At 70.8% G+C, this 17,003-nt stretch carries 11 protein-coding genes; 6 read left to right on the top strand and 5 right to left on the bottom strand.

Going from position 1 to position 17,003, the window contains the following annotated elements:
• The first annotated feature begins 1 nt into the window (after nucleotide 1).
• The 5 genes from ACIRP2_RS26915 to ACIRP2_RS26895 are packed head-to-tail and all read left to right on the top strand — an operon-like array spanning nucleotide 2 to nucleotide 6,244.
• On the top strand, nucleotides 2-604 hold the full coding sequence (locus ACIRP2_RS26915; RefSeq protein ID WP_404254546.1) for a hypothetical protein: 603 nt from the start codon (nucleotides 2-4) through the stop codon (nucleotides 602-604).
• Nucleotides 601-1,680, top strand: a complete 1,080-nt coding sequence (locus ACIRP2_RS26910; protein WP_404254544.1) for a DUF1565 domain-containing protein — start codon at nucleotides 601-603, stop codon at nucleotides 1,678-1,680. Before ACIRP2_RS26915 ends, ACIRP2_RS26910 begins: the two co-directional genes overlap by 4 nt.
• Nucleotides 1,677-2,828 (top strand): SGNH/GDSL hydrolase family protein, encoded by a 1,152-nt coding sequence (locus tag ACIRP2_RS26905; protein WP_404254542.1) that lies wholly within the window; start codon nucleotides 1,677-1,679, stop codon nucleotides 2,826-2,828. The genes ACIRP2_RS26910 and ACIRP2_RS26905 overlap by 4 nt, the downstream gene beginning before the upstream one ends.
• A gap of 10 nt (nucleotides 2,829-2,838) precedes the next feature.
• Nucleotides 2,839-5,265 carry a polysaccharide lyase 8 family protein gene (locus ACIRP2_RS26900; protein ID WP_404254540.1) on the top strand — a complete coding sequence of 809 codons (2,427 nt, stop codon included), beginning with the start codon at nucleotides 2,839-2,841 and terminating at the stop codon, nucleotides 5,263-5,265.
• Nucleotides 5,266-5,269: 4 nt separating this feature from the next.
• A complete protein-coding gene (locus tag ACIRP2_RS26895) occupies nucleotides 5,270-6,244 on the top strand; it encodes an acetylxylan esterase (RefSeq protein ID WP_404254538.1) in 975 nt (324 codons plus the stop codon).
• Between the two features lie 66 nt (nucleotides 6,245-6,310).
• Here ACIRP2_RS26895 and ACIRP2_RS26890 read toward each other — a convergent pair whose 3' ends face one another.
• The 3 genes from ACIRP2_RS26890 to ACIRP2_RS26880 are packed head-to-tail and all read right to left on the bottom strand — an operon-like array spanning nucleotide 6,311 to nucleotide 11,069.
• On the bottom strand, nucleotides 6,311-7,855 hold the full coding sequence (locus ACIRP2_RS26890; protein ID WP_404254536.1) for a phytoene desaturase family protein: 1,545 nt from the start codon (nucleotides 7,853-7,855) through the stop codon (nucleotides 6,311-6,313).
• A 22-nt stretch (nucleotides 7,856-7,877) separates the two neighbouring features.
• Nucleotides 7,878-10,154 carry a tetratricopeptide repeat protein gene (locus ACIRP2_RS26885; RefSeq protein ID WP_404254534.1) on the bottom strand — a complete coding sequence of 759 codons (2,277 nt, stop codon included), beginning with the start codon at nucleotides 10,152-10,154 and terminating at the stop codon, nucleotides 7,878-7,880.
• Between the two features lie 27 nt (nucleotides 10,155-10,181).
• Nucleotides 10,182-11,069, bottom strand: coding sequence for an oxygenase MpaB family protein (locus tag ACIRP2_RS26880; RefSeq protein ID WP_404254532.1), 888 nt, complete (start codon nucleotides 11,067-11,069; stop codon nucleotides 10,182-10,184).
• A 264-nt stretch (nucleotides 11,070-11,333) separates the two neighbouring features.
• On the opposite strand from ACIRP2_RS26880, the gene ACIRP2_RS26875 reads away from it, so the two are divergent.
• Nucleotides 11,334-13,706, top strand: a complete 2,373-nt coding sequence (locus tag ACIRP2_RS26875; protein WP_404254530.1) for an FdhF/YdeP family oxidoreductase — start codon at nucleotides 11,334-11,336, stop codon at nucleotides 13,704-13,706.
• Between the two features lie 106 nt (nucleotides 13,707-13,812).
• Here ACIRP2_RS26875 and ACIRP2_RS26870 read toward each other — a convergent pair whose 3' ends face one another.
• Complete coding sequence (locus ACIRP2_RS26870; RefSeq protein WP_404254528.1) at nucleotides 13,813-14,154, bottom strand: hypothetical protein; 342 nt, start codon at nucleotides 14,152-14,154, stop codon at nucleotides 13,813-13,815.
• A gap of 166 nt (nucleotides 14,155-14,320) precedes the next feature.
• A complete protein-coding gene (locus tag ACIRP2_RS26865; RefSeq protein WP_404254526.1) occupies nucleotides 14,321-16,855 on the bottom strand; it encodes an ATP-dependent Clp protease ATP-binding subunit in 2,535 nt (844 codons plus the stop codon).
• Between the last annotated feature and the right edge of the window lie 148 nt (nucleotides 16,856-17,003).

The following is a 17,003-nucleotide window of genomic DNA, read 5'->3' as shown; positions in this document are numbered from 1 at the left end:
CATGCAGGCAACCCTCTCGTCCGGCTGGCCGACGCTGCTGCGGCGGCTGGAATTCGTGGCCTATCCGGCCGCCGCCGGAGCCGCGTTCGCCGTGCTGTCGCTCGGCTTCGTGACCTGGCTGCCCGCGCTCGCCGCGATGGGGCACGCCCTGCAGCGGTGGCGGGCGGAGGGTGACAGCCGTTGCTTCACCAACGCGTTCGGCGCCTTCCCGCAGTACTGGCGGGCCCTGTGGCGGCACTCCCTGGCATCCACCGCGGCGGGGATCGTCCTGACCGCCAATATCGTCCATCTGCTGGGCCGTTCGGAACCGTGGACGTTCGTGCTGCTCGCCGCGCAGGTGGGCATCGCGGCCGCTCTGGTCGTCCATCATGTGGCGCTCGCCGCCGAGGCGGGCCGGTCGCCGCACGGCACGGTCCGCACCTGGTCGCGCGGCGCGTTGGTCCTCGGCTTCGGGTCCGCGGCCCGTGGCACCGCGCTGCTCGGCGCGGTGATCTCCGCCGCGCTGCTCTCTCTCGTCGTACCGCTGGGTCCCGTGCTCCTCGGTCCCAGCGTCCCCGTACTGCTCGCTCTGTCCTTCGCCGATCCCAGGAGGCACACCCCATGAGCCGTGTACTGCGCACCACTCTCGTCGCCGCGCTCGCCGTCGGCGCCCCACTGGTCTTCCCCCCGGCGTCCGGGGCCGCCGAAGCCGCCACGGCGTACTACGTGTCGCCGTCCGGCAGCGACTCCCACACGGGTACGTCGTCGAGCGCCCCGCTCGCCACGATCCAGAAGGCGGTCGATCTGGCGCCGACGGGTGCGGTGGTGAACCTCGCCGCCGGTACGTACCGGCAGGACGTCGTGACCAAGCGCGCCGGGGTCACCATCACCGGGCCGTCGAACGCCGTGGTGAAGGGGGCCGGCGACGCCCGGATCATCCAGGTGCAGCACGACTCGACGACGCTCAGCGGTTTCACCGTCGACGGGCTGCACGGGTCCCCCACCGATGTGTCGGGGTACCGCCTCAAGCTCATCTATGTCATGAGCACAACTCCCGGCAATGGTGTCGGCGGACTGCGGATCACCGGAATGACGCTGAAGAACGCCGCCGACGAATGCCTGCGGGTGCGCTATCTGGTGACCGGAGCCGACATCTCTAAGAACACGATCACCGACTGCGGGGCCAACGACTTCAAGTTCGGCGGCGGGGGCAAGAACGGCGAGGGCATCTACCTCGGTACGGCCCCCGAGCAGCAGGGGGCGAACGGCGCCCCGGACGCGGCCCCCGACGTCAGCCGGAACAACCGCATCCACCACAACACCATCGTCACCCAGGGAAATGAGTGCGTCGATGTGAAGGAGAACTCGACCAACAACTACGTCGAGTACAACGACTGCAGCGGTCAGAAGGACCCCAGCTCCGGTGGGCTGGACGCGCGCGGCAGCGGCAACATCTTCCGCTACAACACCATTCACGACAATGCCGGCGCGGGCATCCGGCTCGGCGGCGACACCGCGACCGACGGCATCGACACCAGCGTCTACGGCAACACCATCACCGGTAACGCGGGCGGCGGCATCAAGTTCATGCGCACCCCGCAGGGACCGGTGTGCACCAACACGATGAGCGGCAACACCGGTGGTGACGCGGTCGGCACCTACGGCAGCGAGTACGCCCCGACCGGGGCGTGCCCCAAGTGAGCGGCCGGGGACCCGCGAGACGCGGGGTACTGACAGCGGCGGCCGGGCTTGCGGCCGTCGCCGCGACGGCGCCGGCGGCGCAGGCCGCCGAGGCGTCGAACGGTGGCACGGGCCGGTCGCGCTGGACGACGTCCTGGGCGACCGCGCAGACAGCACCGACCGCCACCGACACGGTGGCGAGCGCCGGTCTGACCGACGGCACGTTCACCGCCTGCGTAAGGCTGTCGGCGGGCGGCACGGTCCGGCTGCGCTACGGGCACGCCTTCGGCACGGTTCCGGTCCTGATCGGCCCTGTGACGGCGGGCGGCCGGGCGGTGACGTTCGGCGGGCGCGCACAGGCGTGGATCGCCGCGGGCGCGTCACTGACCAGTGATCCGGTCGCCGGTCTGCGTACCGCCGAAGCGGCGGCTCTGACGGTGGAGACCCGGCTCCCCGGCCCCACCGGACCGCTCTCCTTCCACCGCAACACCCATGCCTCGCACACCGTCGACGGCGAGCGCACCACCTCGGTGTTCCTGCTGACGGGGGTCGAGGTGACGGGCGCGTACGGGCCCGTGGTCGCGGTGCTGGGCGATTCCATAGCGGAGGGCGTCGGCACGCCCGACGACGCCGATCTGCGCTGGCCCGACCAACTGGCCAGGCGGCTGCCCGGTTCGGCCGTCGCCAATCTCGGCATCAGTGGCAATCGGGTCCTGCTGGACGACGCCCGGTTCGGGCCGAGCGGGCAGGCACGCTTCGACCGCGATGTGCTGTCCCTGCCCGGGCTGCGGACCGTACTCGTCCATCTCGGCGTCAACGACCTCCAGCAGCCGCCGAGCCAGACCGACCCGGCGCGCGTACTGGCCGGGTACCGGCAGCTGGTGCTGCGCGCCCGCAACGCCGGACTGCGGGCGGTCGGCGCGACCGTCACACCGTTCGAGGGCTGGACCCGCTGGACACCGGAACTGGAAGCGGTACGGCAGCAGATCAACGCGGCGCTGCGGACCGGGCGGGTCTTCGACGCCGTGGCCGACTTCGACGCGGCACTGCGCGACCCCGACCGTCCGTCCCGGATGCTGCCGTCGTACGACAGCGGCGACGGACTGCATCCCAACCCCGCCGGTCATGCCGCGTCGGCCGCGGCCGTGAACCGCCGACACCTTCTGTGAGGGCCGCATCATGAACCCAGGCACCGACACTCCGGGAACCACCCGGCGCACCGTTCTCGCCGGGGCGGCGGCGCTCGGCGCTTTTGCCGCCCTGCCGTTCACACTCGCCGCGGCCACCGCGCACGCGGCTGTCGGCGACACCGTCGTCGATGACGCCGCCTCCCTGCGCACCCGCTGGCACACCCTGCTCACCGGCGGCTCGGGGCTCGACCTGACGGACGCGCGGATCGCCGCGGCCGTGGCCCGGATCGGCAAGGCCGCCACCACCTCGGCGAAGGGCCTCGACCCGACCCGTACCGACGGGCTGTTCCCCGATCTGACCAGCACCGCGCTCTCCAACCACGTCACGACGTCGTTCAAGCGGCTCGCCACGGTCGCGACCGCGTGGGCCGTGCCCGGCACTCCGCAGTACGGGGACACCACGCTGCGCGATCTGCTGCTGGCCGGCCTCGACTGGATGCTGACGAACCGCTACGGCCCCGGCCACACCCGGTTCGACAACGACTGGGACTGGGAGATCGGCTCCGCACTCGCCCTCAACGACGCGGCCGTGCTGCTGTACGACGTGCTCGGGACGGAGCGGCTGGGCCGGATCACCGCGGCCGTACGGCACTACACGCCCGACCCGAACCTCTGGCGGGCCGACCGGCAGATCGCCACCGGCGCCAACCGGGTGTGGATCTCCACCGTCGTCGCCGTCAACGCCGTCCTCACCGGCGACGGCGGCGATCTGGCGCGCGTCCGTGACGCTCTTTCGGACGTCGAGGGTTCGGGTGCCAACAGCGTCCTCGCCTTCAACGACGTCAGTACGGCGGCGGAGGGCACCGGCGAGGGCTTCTACTCCGACGGATCGTTCCTCCAGCACTACAAGCACCCTTACAACGGCGGGTACGGCAAGGAGCTGCTGAACAACCTGTCCCGGCTGCTGAACCTCCTCGCCGGTACGGCGTGGACGGTCACCGACCCCGATCTCGACAACGTCCGTTCCTGGGTCGACGACGGTTTCGACCCGCTGCTGGCCCGCGGCGACGTGATGGCGTCGGTGTGCGGGCGCGAGATCGCCCGCCCCAGCAAACAGGGGCACGTCTCGGCACAGACCGTCATCGAGGCGGTGGTACGGCTGATCCCGAGCTTCCCCGGCGAGACGGCCGACCAATTCACCGCGCTGGTCAAACAGTGGATCGCCGAGGACACCTACCGGGACTTCCTCGCCGTCACCGACCTCGCCTCGCTCGTCGCCGCCCAGCGGGTCATCGCCTCCCCCGTCCCGGCACGCGGCCCGCTGGTGGCGCACAAGCAGCACCCCCGGATGGACAAGGCGGCCCATCACCGGCCGTCCTTCGCACTCGGCATCTCCGCGTACTCGTCCCGGATCTACAACTACGAGTCGATCCAGAACGAGAACCTGCATGCCTGGCACCTCTCCGACGGCATGGTCCTCCTCTACACCGACGACCTCGGGCACTACAGCGAGGACTACTGGCCGACCGTCGACCCGACCCGGCTGCCCGGCACCACCGTCATCGCCGGACGGCCCGCGGACGCGGCGGGTCAGCGCACCACCAGCACGGCCGACTGGGCCGGCGGCACCACGCTGCCGGGCACGACGCTCGGGGCGTACGGCATGGAGCTGCACGCGTACGGAAGCGCGCTGCACGGACTGAAGAGCTGGTTCTGCCTGGACGACGTGATCGCGTGCGTCGGCTCGGGCATCACCTCGGACGCGGGCACGGCAGAGACCGTCGTGGAGAACCGCAAGCTCCGCGACCCGAAGGCGGCCCTCCTCGTCAACGGCACGGCCGCCCCCACGGACTCCGGCTGGTCGGACCGGCTCGACCGGGTGCGGTGGCTGCATGTCGCCGGAACCGGCGGCTACGTCTTCCCCGAGCCCGCCACGCTCCACGGCCTGCGGGAGGACCGCACCGCGACCTGGCGCGAGATCAATCTCAAGTACGGCACGGACACCCCGGTCACCCGCCCGTATCTGACGCTGTGGCAGGACCACGGCGCCGCACCGAGCGGGGCCGGCTATTTCTGGCTGCAGGCCCCGGCGGCCTCCGCCGAGCGCACGAAGCAGTGGTCGTCCGCGCCCCCGGTCAGGCAGATCGCACGCTCCACCGCCGTGCACGCGGTACGCCGCTGCGCCGACGGACTGGTCGCCGCGAACTTCTGGACCGCCGGCACGGCGCAGGACCTGTCGTCGGACGGCCCCGCCTCGGTGCTCGTACGACCGGACGGAAAGACGGTGAAGGTGTCGCTGTCGGACCCGACACAACTGCGCTCATCGGTGGTCCTGGACCTGGCGCAGCGCGGTCTGACCGTCGTCCGGGCCGACCCGGGCGTAAGCGCCGCCGCCACCAGCGGCGGCATCAGGATCACCGCCGACACCGCCGGACTCCACGGCGCCACCCTCAACCTCACCCTGAACAGGAGCTAGACCCTTGTTGTTCGACATGGATCTGGACCGGCTGCGCGCGTACCGGCCGGAACCGGAGGAGCCCGCCGACTTCGACGCCTTCTGGGAGAAGACACTCACCGAGACGGCCCGCCACACCCTGGACGCCGAGTTCGTCCCGTACGACGCCGGGTTCGCGACGGTCGATGTGTTCGACGTGGCCTTCCGGGGCTGGGGAGGGCAGCCGGTGAAGGCATGGCTGCTGCTGCCGAAGGCGCGCTCGGGTCCGCTGCCCGCCGTGGTGCAGTACATCGGGTACAACGGCGGCCGGGGCATCCCGTACTCCTGGCTGACCTGGAGCGCACTGGGGTACGCGCATCTGGTGATGGACAACCGGGGCCAGGGCGGCGGTGGCAAGAACACCGCGGACACCCCGGACATCGGCCCCGACGGACACGGTTCGTCCTCCCCCGGCTTCCTGACCCGCGGCATCGAGGACCCGTACCGCCACTACTACCGGCGGCTGATCACGGACGCCGTGCGGGCGGTGGACGCGGCGAAGGCCCACGAGGCGGTGGACTCCTCGCGGGTGGCGGTGCTCGGCGGCAGCCAGGGCGGCGGGCTGGCGCTGGCCGTCGTCGGGCTGCGGGACGACATCGCGGCGGCCGTCGCCGATGTGCCGTTCCTCTGCCACTACCGGCGTGCCTCGCAGATCACCGACGCCGGACCGTATGCGGAGATCGCCCGCTGGCTGTCCGGTCACCGCTTCCGGATCGACGAGGCGATGGAGACCCTGTCCTATTTCGACGGGGTCAACTTCGCGGCACGGGCGACCGCCCCGGCGTGGTTCTCGGTCGGCCTGATGGACCGGATCTGCCCCTCGTCCACGGTGTTCGCGGCGTACCACCGCTACGCGGGTCCGGCCGAGATCGAGGTGTTCACGTACAACGGGCACGAGGGCGGCGCGGAGTACGACCTGCCGCGCAAGCGCGACGCCCTGCGCGGCGTGTTCGGACGCTAGCGCCGCGACCGGCGAGGTTTGCCCGACGGGGCAGGGCCTGCCGGTCGCGGCACTGGCGCACGAAGGTCACCGGCCCAGCGCCGCCATCGCGGCGTTGTGGCCGGGAACCCCGCTCACCCCACCGCCGCGTACGGCCCCCGCCCCGCACAGCAGCACATTGGCGTGCGCCGTCTCCACCCCCCACCGCCCGGTGGATTCGGTGGAGTACGGGAACGCGAGGTCCCGGTGGAAGATGTGGCCGCCGGGCAACCGCAGGTCGTGTTCGAGATCGAGCGGGGTCTTCGCCTCGATGCAGGGCTCACCGTTCTCGTCGCGTGCGAGGCAGTCGGTGACCGGCTCGTCCAGATGCGCGTCGAGTTCGGCGAGCGTGGCCGTCAGCAGCTCGGCGCGCGTCGCCGCGTTGTCGGCGGCGAAGAGCCGGGCGGGGGTGTGCAGACCGAAGAGGGTGAGGGTCTGGTATCCGCGCGCGGCGAGGCCGGGTCCGAGGATCGACGGGTCGGTCAGTGAGTGGCAGTAGATCTCGGACGGCGGGGCGGCGGGCAGCCGGCCCTCCGCCGCGTCCCGGTAGGCGTCGGCGAGTTGCCCGTACCCCTCGGCGATGTGGAACGTCCCGGCGAAGGCCTCGCGCGGGTCGACCGAGCGGTCACGCAGTCGGGGCAGCCTGGTGAGCAGCATGTTCACCTTCAGCTGCGCGCCCTCGGCCGGGGTGGGCGGCTCGTCGCCGAGGAGTGCTGCGAGCGCTTGCGGCGAGGCGTTGACGAGGACCCGGCGGGCGGCGACGACGTGTTCCGCCCCGGGTGAGCGGACGGTGATCTCGGCCCGTGTCCCGTCGGTTTCGATACGGGTCGCCTCGTGCCGTACGCGGATCTCCGCCCCCGCCTCGCGGGCGGCCCGTGCGAGGGCGTCGGTGAGTGCGCCCATGCCGCCGACCGGGACGTCCCAGTCGCCGGTGCCACCGCCGATGACGTGGTAGAGGAAGCAGCGGTTCTGGAGCAGGGACGGGTCGTGCGCGTCGGCGAAGGTGCCGATCAGGGCATCGGTCAGCGCGACTCCGCGTACGAGGTCGTCGTGGAAGTTCTCCTCGACGGCGACGCCGATGGGCTCCTCGAAGAGTGTCCGCCAGGCCTGCCGGTCGCCGATCCGCTCGCGCAGGGCCTCGCGGGTGGGCAGGGGTTCGGTGAGCGTCGGAAAGGCCCGTTCGGCGACGCGTCGCGTCATGCCGTAGAAGCGCTGCCAGGCCTCGTACTCCCGGTCCGAGCCGGTGAGTGCGGCGAAGGATTCCCGGGTGCGGTCCCCGCCGACGAGCAGTCCGGTGGCACGGCCGCCGCGCACGGTCGGGGTGTAGGAGGAGACGGTCCGCTTCCGTACGGCGAAGTCCAGGCCGAGATCGCGGACGATCTTCTGTGGCAGCAGGGACACCAGGTACGAGTAGCGCGACAGACGGGCGTCGACCCCGTCGAAGGGGCGGGTGGAGACGGCCGCTCCTCCTGTGGCGCCGAGGCGTTCCAGGACCAGAACGGACCGTCCGGCGCGGGCGAGGTAGGCGGCGGCGACCAGACCGTTGTGGCCGCCGCCCACGATCACTGCGTCATAGCTGTCGGGTGCGGGCATGGCCCTTCGTAACACGGGACGATCACGCCTGACCAGAGGTGGTGGTGTACGGCCCCGGCGGCGACGGCTCCCGGCCGCGGCGCAACGCCGCGACCCGGCGGTACAGCTCGACGGCCTCGGGACCCCTGCCGAGCTGTTCCAGACAGTGCGCCTCGTCGTTGCGGGCGGCCAGCGTGTCGGGGTGGTCGGCACCGAGTACGCGCGCGCGTGCCTCGGCGACCTGGCGGTAGACGGTGAGGGCGTCGGCCCAGTGGCCGAGCCAGCCGAGACCGACGGCGACCTCGCGGTGGCTGACGAGGGTGTCGAGGTGGTCGGGGCCGAGGACGCGTCCTCGGATCGCGCACACGTCGCGTGCCTCGGCGAGTGCCTCCTCCCAGCGGGCGAGGCGCCCCAGATTGACGCCGAGGCCGTGGCGGGCGCGGAGGGTCTCGGGGTGGGCGGGGCCGCCCACCCTGGTCCGGTCGTCGACGAGCGCGCGGTACAGCTCCAGTGCCTCCGCGCTGCGCCCCAGGCGGCCGAGGCTGATGCCGACCTCGTAACGGGCGGACAGGGTGTCGGGGTGGTCGGCGCCGAGCGACCGGGACCGGGCCCGCGCGACCTCCCGGTAGGCCTGCAGGGCCTCCGTCCAGCGGCCGAGCCGACCGAGGGTGTAGGCCACCTCGTAGAGCGTGGCCAGGGTGTCGGGGTGGTCGGCACCGAGCAGTCGGGTGCGGGCCGATGCCACGTCCCTGGCCATCCGGTACGAGTCCTCCAGGCGGCCGAGCCTGCTGAGGTTGAAGGCGAGGTTGTGGCGGCAGCGCAGGGTGTCGGGGTGGTCGGGCCCCATGGACCGTTCCCGGGAGGCGAGGACGGTCGCGTACACCTGGTGGGCTTCGAAATGGCGGCCGAGCCGGTCGAGGACGTACGCCGTCTCCTGGCGGGCGGCGAGGGTCTCCGGGTGGTCGGGGCCGAGGACTCGTTCACGGCCCCGGGTCACGCGGCCGAACTCCCGCAGGGCGTCGGAGGATCGCCCGGTGCGGCTGAGGGTGAAGGCCACCTCGTACCGGCTGGAGAGCGTGTCGGGGTGGTCGGGGCCGAGGGCGTACTCGCGTTCGGTGGCGACCGCGCGGTGCACCTCGCCGGCCTCCTCCCAGTGGCCGAGCCGGCCGAGGTTCAGACCCGCGCTGTGCCGGTTGGCGAGGGTGGAGAGGAGTTCCGGCGACGGGGTCGGCCGCTCGGCCCCGGGCACCGGTAGCTCCCCGGTCCGGTGCCGCAGGTCGGTCCCGGTGGTCCACTCGCCGGTGAGACCCGCGGAGTGGTCGGGCAGCGCGATTCCGCGGTGGGTGCCGGACGCCTTGTGTCCGCCGGTCATGCCGCGGGTCCAGGCCGGCAGCTGCTGTTCCGGACGTGTGACGGGCACGGGCGGGGCGAGCCGCACCTGTCCCGTGGACGGGAGCTGCGGCTGCTCGCCGGTACGGCCGACGGTGATCCGTCGGCGCAGGTCGCTCGCGTCGACGGGCCGTTCCTCGGGGGCCTTGGCCAGCAGTTCCAGGACCACGCGGTCGAAGAATCCGGGGAGTTCCGCCCGATGGGTGCGCAGTGGCTCGGGCGGGGTGTCGCGGTGTCCGACGAGGACGGCCCAGGCGTCTTCGAGGTCGAACGGCGGTGCCCCGGTGGCGATCTCGTACAGGACGCAGCCCAGTGAGTAGAGGTCGCTGCGGTGGTCGACATGACCGCCGCTGATCTGCTCGGGCGACATGTAGTGCGGGGTGCCCATGGCGATGCCCGTACCGGTGAGCCGGGAGGTGAAGCCGATGTCGTGGCCGAGCCTGGCGATGCCGAAGTCGCAGATCTTCACCGTTCCGTCGGTGAGCCGCATGATGTTGGCGGGTTTGAGGTCACGGTGCACGATGCCCTGCCGATGGGTGTAGCCGAGGGCGTCGGCGACCTGTTCGGCGATGTCCACGATGTCGGAGACCGGCAGCGGATGCTGTTCGTTGTCATCCAGCAGTTGGCTGAGGTTTCGGCCGTCGAGGAGTTCCATCACCAGATAGAGGACGCCCTCGTACTCGCCGAAGTCGTGCACGACCGTGACGCCGCGGTGCTGCAGCGCGGCCGCGACGCGGGCCTCGCGGCGGAAGCGTTCACGCAGGACGCGGGTGAAGGACTGATCGTGCTGGGGGCCCATCGGCTTGAGGCATTTGACGGCCACGTGACGGCCGAGCGACTCGTCGCGGGCACGCCACACCTCGCCCATGCCCCCGCGCCCGATCAGATCGAGCAGTCGGTACCGGCTCTGGATCAGCCTGGTGTCCGCCATCGCCTGCTGTCGCCCCCGTCGGTCCGCCTACCCCTTTGCCCTCCCCGGCCCGTCCAGTATGGCGGCCTGGCTTCGCAGTTTGTACGGGGTGGGGCGGCTGCCGGGGCCGAGCCGGGCCATCGCGTTCGGAATGTGACCGGACGGGAGTCGCCGGCGGAGCCGGGAGGGGATGCGGCGCAGCACCGTTCCGGTGGCGCGCAGGCGACGGTCGACGGCGTGCACGGGCCCGACGGGTCTGCCGTAGAGCTCATGGGCGTACGGGGGCAGTGACGGGTGGGCGAGTGCCGCGACCCGCCGCCACAGCAGTGCGCGCGCCGGTACGAGCAGTGGGTGGACCGGTGGCCTGCGCAGGAAGTCGTCGACGTCCAACGCCTCCGGGGATGCGGCGAGTTGCGGCCGCACCTCTTCGAAGTAGGCGGCGAGCTGTGCGGTGGTGGCCGGTACGTCGGCGGGGTCGAGGCCGACGAGGCGGGCGCTGTGACGGTGCTCGTCGATGTAACGGTCGGCCTGGGCGTCCGTGAGCGGGAAGCCGGAGCGGCGTTCGACCTGGAGGTAGGAGTCCACCTCGGCGCAGTGCACCCACAGCAGCAGTTCGGGTTCGTCGACGCCGTACGTCTGGCCGGTGGCCGGGTCGGTGGCCTTGAGGAGCCGGTGGATCCTGCGGACCCGGGCCCCGGCCTTCTCGGCGGCCTCGGTGGTGCCGTAGGTGATCGTTCCGACGAAGCCGGCCGTGCGCATCAGCCGTCCCCAGGCGTCCTTGCGGAAATCGGAGTTCTGCATGACACCGCGCACGGCGCGGGGGTGCAGTGCCTGCAGATACAGCGCACGCACCCCGGCGACCCACATCATCGGGTCGCCGTGCATCTGCCAGGTGACGGAATCGGGCCCGAAGAGCCCGGGGTCGGCGTCCGCCATGTCGCCCGTACCTCCCACCGTCCGCACGACCGACAACCCTTCCCGGTCGAACCGGAGTTCACCCTCGATGGTATCGCGGCCCCCTGCCCCGCCACGGCACACGATTCCCGCCGTTCCACCGGTCCCCGGCTGCACGAGAAGCCGCCGCCTCGCGCCGGAGCGCAACCCGGACCGCCCGGAACGGATCTTCCGGGGGTCGAATGGCGCGCGTCGGCCGACCGGCATAGCGTGCCAGGAAAGTGCCCTATATCACCTTGTACCCGAATGGTGGAAGGATGGAGCGTCTTGAGCGGCGACACCGACGAGCAGAGATCGCTGGAGCCCGGAACAGGGCCCGCTCCCGAGGGTGAACCGGAGTACCGCCCCTACCGCCGTCCTGCCGCCGGCTGGGGTGCGGCCAGGAGCGTGTCCCGATTGCTGATGCGCGAGGGCGCGCTGGTGGACGGCCCGCGGGCGATCAGGCGGATGAACCACGAGGACACCGGGTTCGACTGTCCCGGATGCGCGTGGCCGGACGACACCAAGGGTCTGCGCCTGGACATCTGCGAGAACGGAATCAAGCACGTCACCTGGGAGATGACCCGCAAGCGGGTCGGACGCGAGTTCTTCGCCGCACACTCGGTGACGGAACTGTCCGGGTGGAGCGACCACGACCTCGAAGACCAGGGCCGGTTGACCGAACCGATGGTCTACGACCCCGAATCGGACCACTACGTCCCGATCAGCTGGAAGGACGCGTTCGAGGTGGTCGGTCGCGCCCTGCGCGAGCTGGAAGATCCGAATCAGGCCTCGTTCTACACCTCCGGCCGCCTCGGCAACGAAGCGACGTTCCTCTACCAGCTGATGGCCCGTGAACTGGGCACGAACAACCTGCCCGACTGCTCCAACATGTGCCACGAGGCCAGCGGCCGCGCACTGCAGGCGTCCCTGGGAACCGGCAAGGGGACCGCCGACCTCAAGGACTGGGAGACCGCCGACGCGCTGTTCATCCTGGGCGTCAACGCCGCATCCAACGCTCCCCGGATGCTCACCGCCCTCGCCGAGGCACACCACCGCGGCGCGCAGATCGTGCACGTCAATCCGCTCATCGAGGCGGCCGCCACCCGCACCATCGTCCCGCACGACTTCGTGGACATGGCCCTCTTCAGAGCGACCCGGACCAGCACCTTGAACCTGCAGCCCCGCATCGGAGGCGACATGGCTCTGCTCCGCGGCATGGCCAAGGCGGTCCTTGAACACTCGGCGACCGACCCCAAGGCACTGGACCGGGAGTTCATCGACCGCCACACCACCGGCTTCGAGGAGTACCACGCGCTGTGCGAGGCCACGCCGTGGGACGAGATCGAGCACCAATCCGGGCTGAGCCGCACCGACATCCTCGCTGCGGCGCGCGTCTACGGCGAGGCCGACCGTTCCATCATCAGCTGGTGCCTGGGCCTCACCCAGCACGAGCACGGCGTCGACACCGTCCGGGAGATCGTCAACCTGCTCCTGCTCCGCGGCAATCTGGGACGGGAGGGAGCGGGACCCTCCCCCGTGCGAGGACACAGCAACGTCCAGGGCAACCGCACCTGCGGCATCGACCACCGCCCCACCGACGAGTTCCTGGAACGCCTCGCCGAGGTCTGCGACATCGAGCCGCCCCGCGCGCACGGACTGGACACCGTCCGGACGGTCGAGGCGATGCACAACGGCGATGTGAAGGTGTTCGTCGGCATGGGCGGCAACTTCGCGCTCGCGGCGCCCGACACCCTGTACACCTGCGCGGCGCTGCGCAACTGCGAGCTCACCGTCCAGGTGAGCACCAAGCTGAACCGCAGCCACCTCGTCCACGGCCGCCGGGCTCTCATCCTGCCGTGCCTCGGCCGCACCGAGAAGGACCATCAGCGCAAGGGCGTCCAGAGCACGTCCGTCGAGGACTCGATGAGCATGGTCCACCTCTCGGTCGGGATGAAGCGCCCCGCCTCCTCGCACCTGCTCTCCGAGCCGGCCGTCATCGCGGGCATGGCCCGCGCCGCCCTGCCCGACAGCACCACTCCCTGGGAGTGGTACATCGAGGACTACGACCGCATCCGGGACACCATGGCCCAGGTCCTCGACGGCTTCGAGGACTTCAACCGCCGGGTGCGCCTGCCCCTGGGCTTCCGCATCAAGCAGCCCGCCCGTGAACTGGTCTTCCTCACTCCGTCCGGACGCGCCGAGTTCTCCACCGCGGTGCTGCCCGACATCGTTCCCGCGCCGGGCACCCTGGTCCTGGGCACCATGCGGTCCCACGACCAGTGGAACACCACCATCTACTCCGACGACGACCGCTACCGCGGCATCAAGAACCTGCGCACACTCGTCTTCATGAACCGGGCCGACATGCGCGAACGCGGCATCGCCGACCTCGGCCCCGTCGACATCACGAGCATCGCGAGGGACGGCAGCCGGCGCACCCTCGACGGCTACCTCGCCATCCCCTACAACATCCCCCGCGGCTGCGCGGCCGGTTACATGCCCGAGATGAACGTGCTGTGCGCGCTCGGCGACTACAGCACCCAGAGTGATCAACCGATCATGAAACACATCAAGGTCGTCATCATCCCCGCCGCATTGAGCGGGGAGCGCACACGGACAGCACTCCGGCCGGTGTGACGACCACCGGCGGCAGCCGACCGAACCCCTGGTCGAACGGCCAGGCGCGAGCCACTACGAGCCGATCGGCAGGTACGAGGCGCTCGGCCTGCTCGCCGGCGCCGCTTCACCCACCGAGCCCGTAGTGGGCGACGCCGTCGAACACCGTGAGGGTGCCGTCACGGTTCACGGCTCCCCACGGCCGCTCCGGCAGTGAACGCTTGAGGAATGAGGAAGCGCCGCTCTCGCAGCACTCGAACGCGTCCTGCCAGGCCGTCACGTCGTTGCCGGTCGCCGGGTCACGCGTGGTGTGCCGGTCGTGGCCGTCGCAGTCCTCGGCCGCACAGGGCTGACCGTGACCACATTCCGGTGTGCCGCACGGGCACGGCCGGTCGCACTCAGCCGGCTTCCAGTCCTGGGTTGCCACCGCCCGCCGCTGCGGCGACATCGCATCACTGATCGTCGTCATGAGCGGTACGCTACCCGGACCCGACCATGGAGCAGACAGCACTCCGCGGACGGGACGGTGACTCCTGAGCCTGGGGTTTCGGGTCCGGGACAGCGGGGTGCTGCGGGGAAGGTACGACCCCGGGGATCAGGCTCCTGTTCGGGCCCGCGGTCATGGAGGGCCGGCCTCAGGCCGCGCCGGTGCTCGCCGACTCCTCGCGGTCCGCACCACTTTCGGAGTGGTCCTTGCGCACCGTGCAGTGGAGCGAGTTGTCCCGCACATCGGCGACGATCGTGTCTCCCGGTCCGGCCTCACCACCGAGCAGCAGTGAGGCGACACGGTTGTCGAGCTCCGTCTGGATCGTGCGGCGCAGCGGACGGGCGCCGAACTCCGGCTGGTAGCCATGAGCGACCAGCAGCCTCTTCGCCGCTTCGGTGACCTCCAGCGTCATGCCCTGCGCGTGGACACGTTGCTTGCTCCGGCGCAGGAGGTGCTCGACGATCTCCGACAGGTCCTCCTCGGTGAGGCTGTGGAAGACGATGATGTCGTCGATGCGGTTGAGGAACTCGGGCAGGAACCGTCCCCGCAGGTCCTCCATCAGCACGTCCTCGAGCTCGGCCGCGTCGCCCTTGTGGGCGAGGATGCGATGGGCGCCGATGTTGGACGTCATGATGACGACGCAGTGGCGGAAGTCGACCGTGCGGCCCTGTCCGTCCGTGAGGCGACCGTCGTCGAGGATCTGGAGCAGTGTATTGAAGACGTCCGGGTGTGCCTTCTCCACCTCGTCGAACAGCACCACGCTGTACGGATGGCGCCGAACCTTCTCGGTGAGCTGGCCTGCCTCTTCGTAGCCGATGTATCCGGGGGGCGCTCCGACCAGCCGGGCGACGGTGTGCTTCTCCTGGAACTCGCTCATGTCGAACCGGATCATGCGGTTCTCGTCGCCGAACAGCAACTCGGCGAGAGTCTTGGCGAGTTCGGTCTTGCCGACGCCTGTCGGTCCCAGGAAGAGGAACGAACCGACGGGGCGGTCGGGGTCCCCCATGCCCGCTCGGTTCCGGCGCACGGCTTCGGACACCGCGGTGACCGCCTCGTTCTGGCCGACGATCCTGGCGTGCATCTCCTCTTCGAGCTTGAGGAGTCTCTCCTTCTCGCTGGCGGTGAGCTGGGAGACCGGAATCCCCGTGCGGCGGGAGACGATGTCGGCGATGTCCGCGGCCGTGACCGAGACGACACCTTCTCGGCGCTCCTCGATTCCCGCGAGCTCGCCCTCCACCTCGGCGATCTGCCGCTTCAGCTCGGAGGCCTTCTCGAAGTCCTCGCCGGCGACGGCCTGGTCCTTCTCCCGCCGCAGCTTCGCGAGGCGGTCCTCGCGGCTGACGACCTCGGTGGAACGGCCGGCGCTGCGCAGTCGCACACGGGCGCCCGCCTGGTCCATGAGGTCGATGGCCTTGTCGGGCAGGAACCGGTCGCTGATGTAGCGGTCGGAGAGTTCCGCCGCTGCCGCCAGGGCCCCGTCGGCGAAGCGGACCTGATGGTGGGCCTCGTACGCGTCCCGCAGCCCTTCGAGGATCTGGATCGTCTCCTCGACCGTCGGTTCCGGGATCAGGACGGGTTGGAAACGGCGTTCGAGCGCGGCGTCCTTCTCGACGTGCTTGCGGTACTCGTCGATCGTCGTCGCTCCCACCACATGCAGCTCACCGCGTGCGAGCGCGGGCTTGAGCATGTTGCCCGCGTCCATGGAGCCTTCACCGGTCGCTCCCGCTCCGACGACGGTGTGCAGTTCGTCGATGAAGAGGACGATGTCGCCGCTCGCCTCCTGGACGTCCTCGATGACCTTCTTCAGGCGCTCCTCGAACTGCCCGCGGTACTGCGCGCCGGCCACCATGCCGGAGAGGTCCAGGGCGACGACCCTCTTGTCCTTCAGTGTGTCGGGCACCTCGCCCGCCACGATGCGCTGGGCCAGTCCCTCCACGATGGCGGTCTTCCCGACGCCGGGTTCACCGATGAGCACGGGGTTGTTCTTGGAGCGCCGCGAGAGGATTTCGACGGTCTGCTCGATCTCGTCCGCCCGGCCCACCACCGGATCGAGCTTTCCGGCCTTCGCCTCCTCGGTCAGGTCCCTGCCGAACTCGTCCAGGGTCGTGGACGGCTGCTTCGCGGCAGCGGGAGCACCTCCCGTCGCGCGGTTCGCCTGTTCCGTCAGGCCGCGCAGCTTCTGGACGTCCAGGTCCTCCGCACGCAGGAAGCGGGCGGCACCGGATTCGGGGTCGCCGAGGAGCGCGCCGAGGATGTGCTCGGGGCCGATGTAAGACACCCCCGCCGCCTGCGAGTCGGCGTAGGCGGCGGCCAGGGTGCGCTTCGCCGCCGGCGTGAGTCCCGGCTCCGCGGAGGGCGCGCCGGACTCCCGGGGAAGCACTTCGGCGATCTGGGCCGCGAGCGCCTCGGGGTCCACTCCCACCTGGGACAGCAGCTTTCGTGTGGGATCGACCTGTGTGGCCGCCCACAAGAGGTGCTCCGTGTCGAGGTCGGCCGTTCCGTCCTCGGCCGCCTTTCGCGTGGCCGCGTTGAGGAGTTCGTGCGACGACTCGGTCAGGAGCCGCCCGATGGGTACGCGTTGCACGGCTGGGGGCGACGTTCCGGGCGACATCCCGAAAAATCGATTCAGCAGATCGCTGAACGGATCGGCCGAACCGAAGGGTGAACCGAACGCCATCGACATGTCAGCTCCTGAAGCGCGAGGGGGGTCCCTCACACTCAAACTCGATGTCGACCGCTCCGCAAACGGAATGGCGCCGCGCTGTCGACGCGGCCCGGCGGGCGGGACGGCATCGGCAGGAACCCCTCACCGGGACGGCGCAGACGTCCGG

The organism is Streptomyces sp. NPDC101194, assembly GCF_044767885.1.
GTDB lineage: Bacteria > Actinomycetota > Actinomycetes > Streptomycetales > Streptomycetaceae > Streptomyces.
Note: the sequence above shows the minus strand (reverse complement) of the source record. Positions and strands in the feature narration are given on the sequence as shown.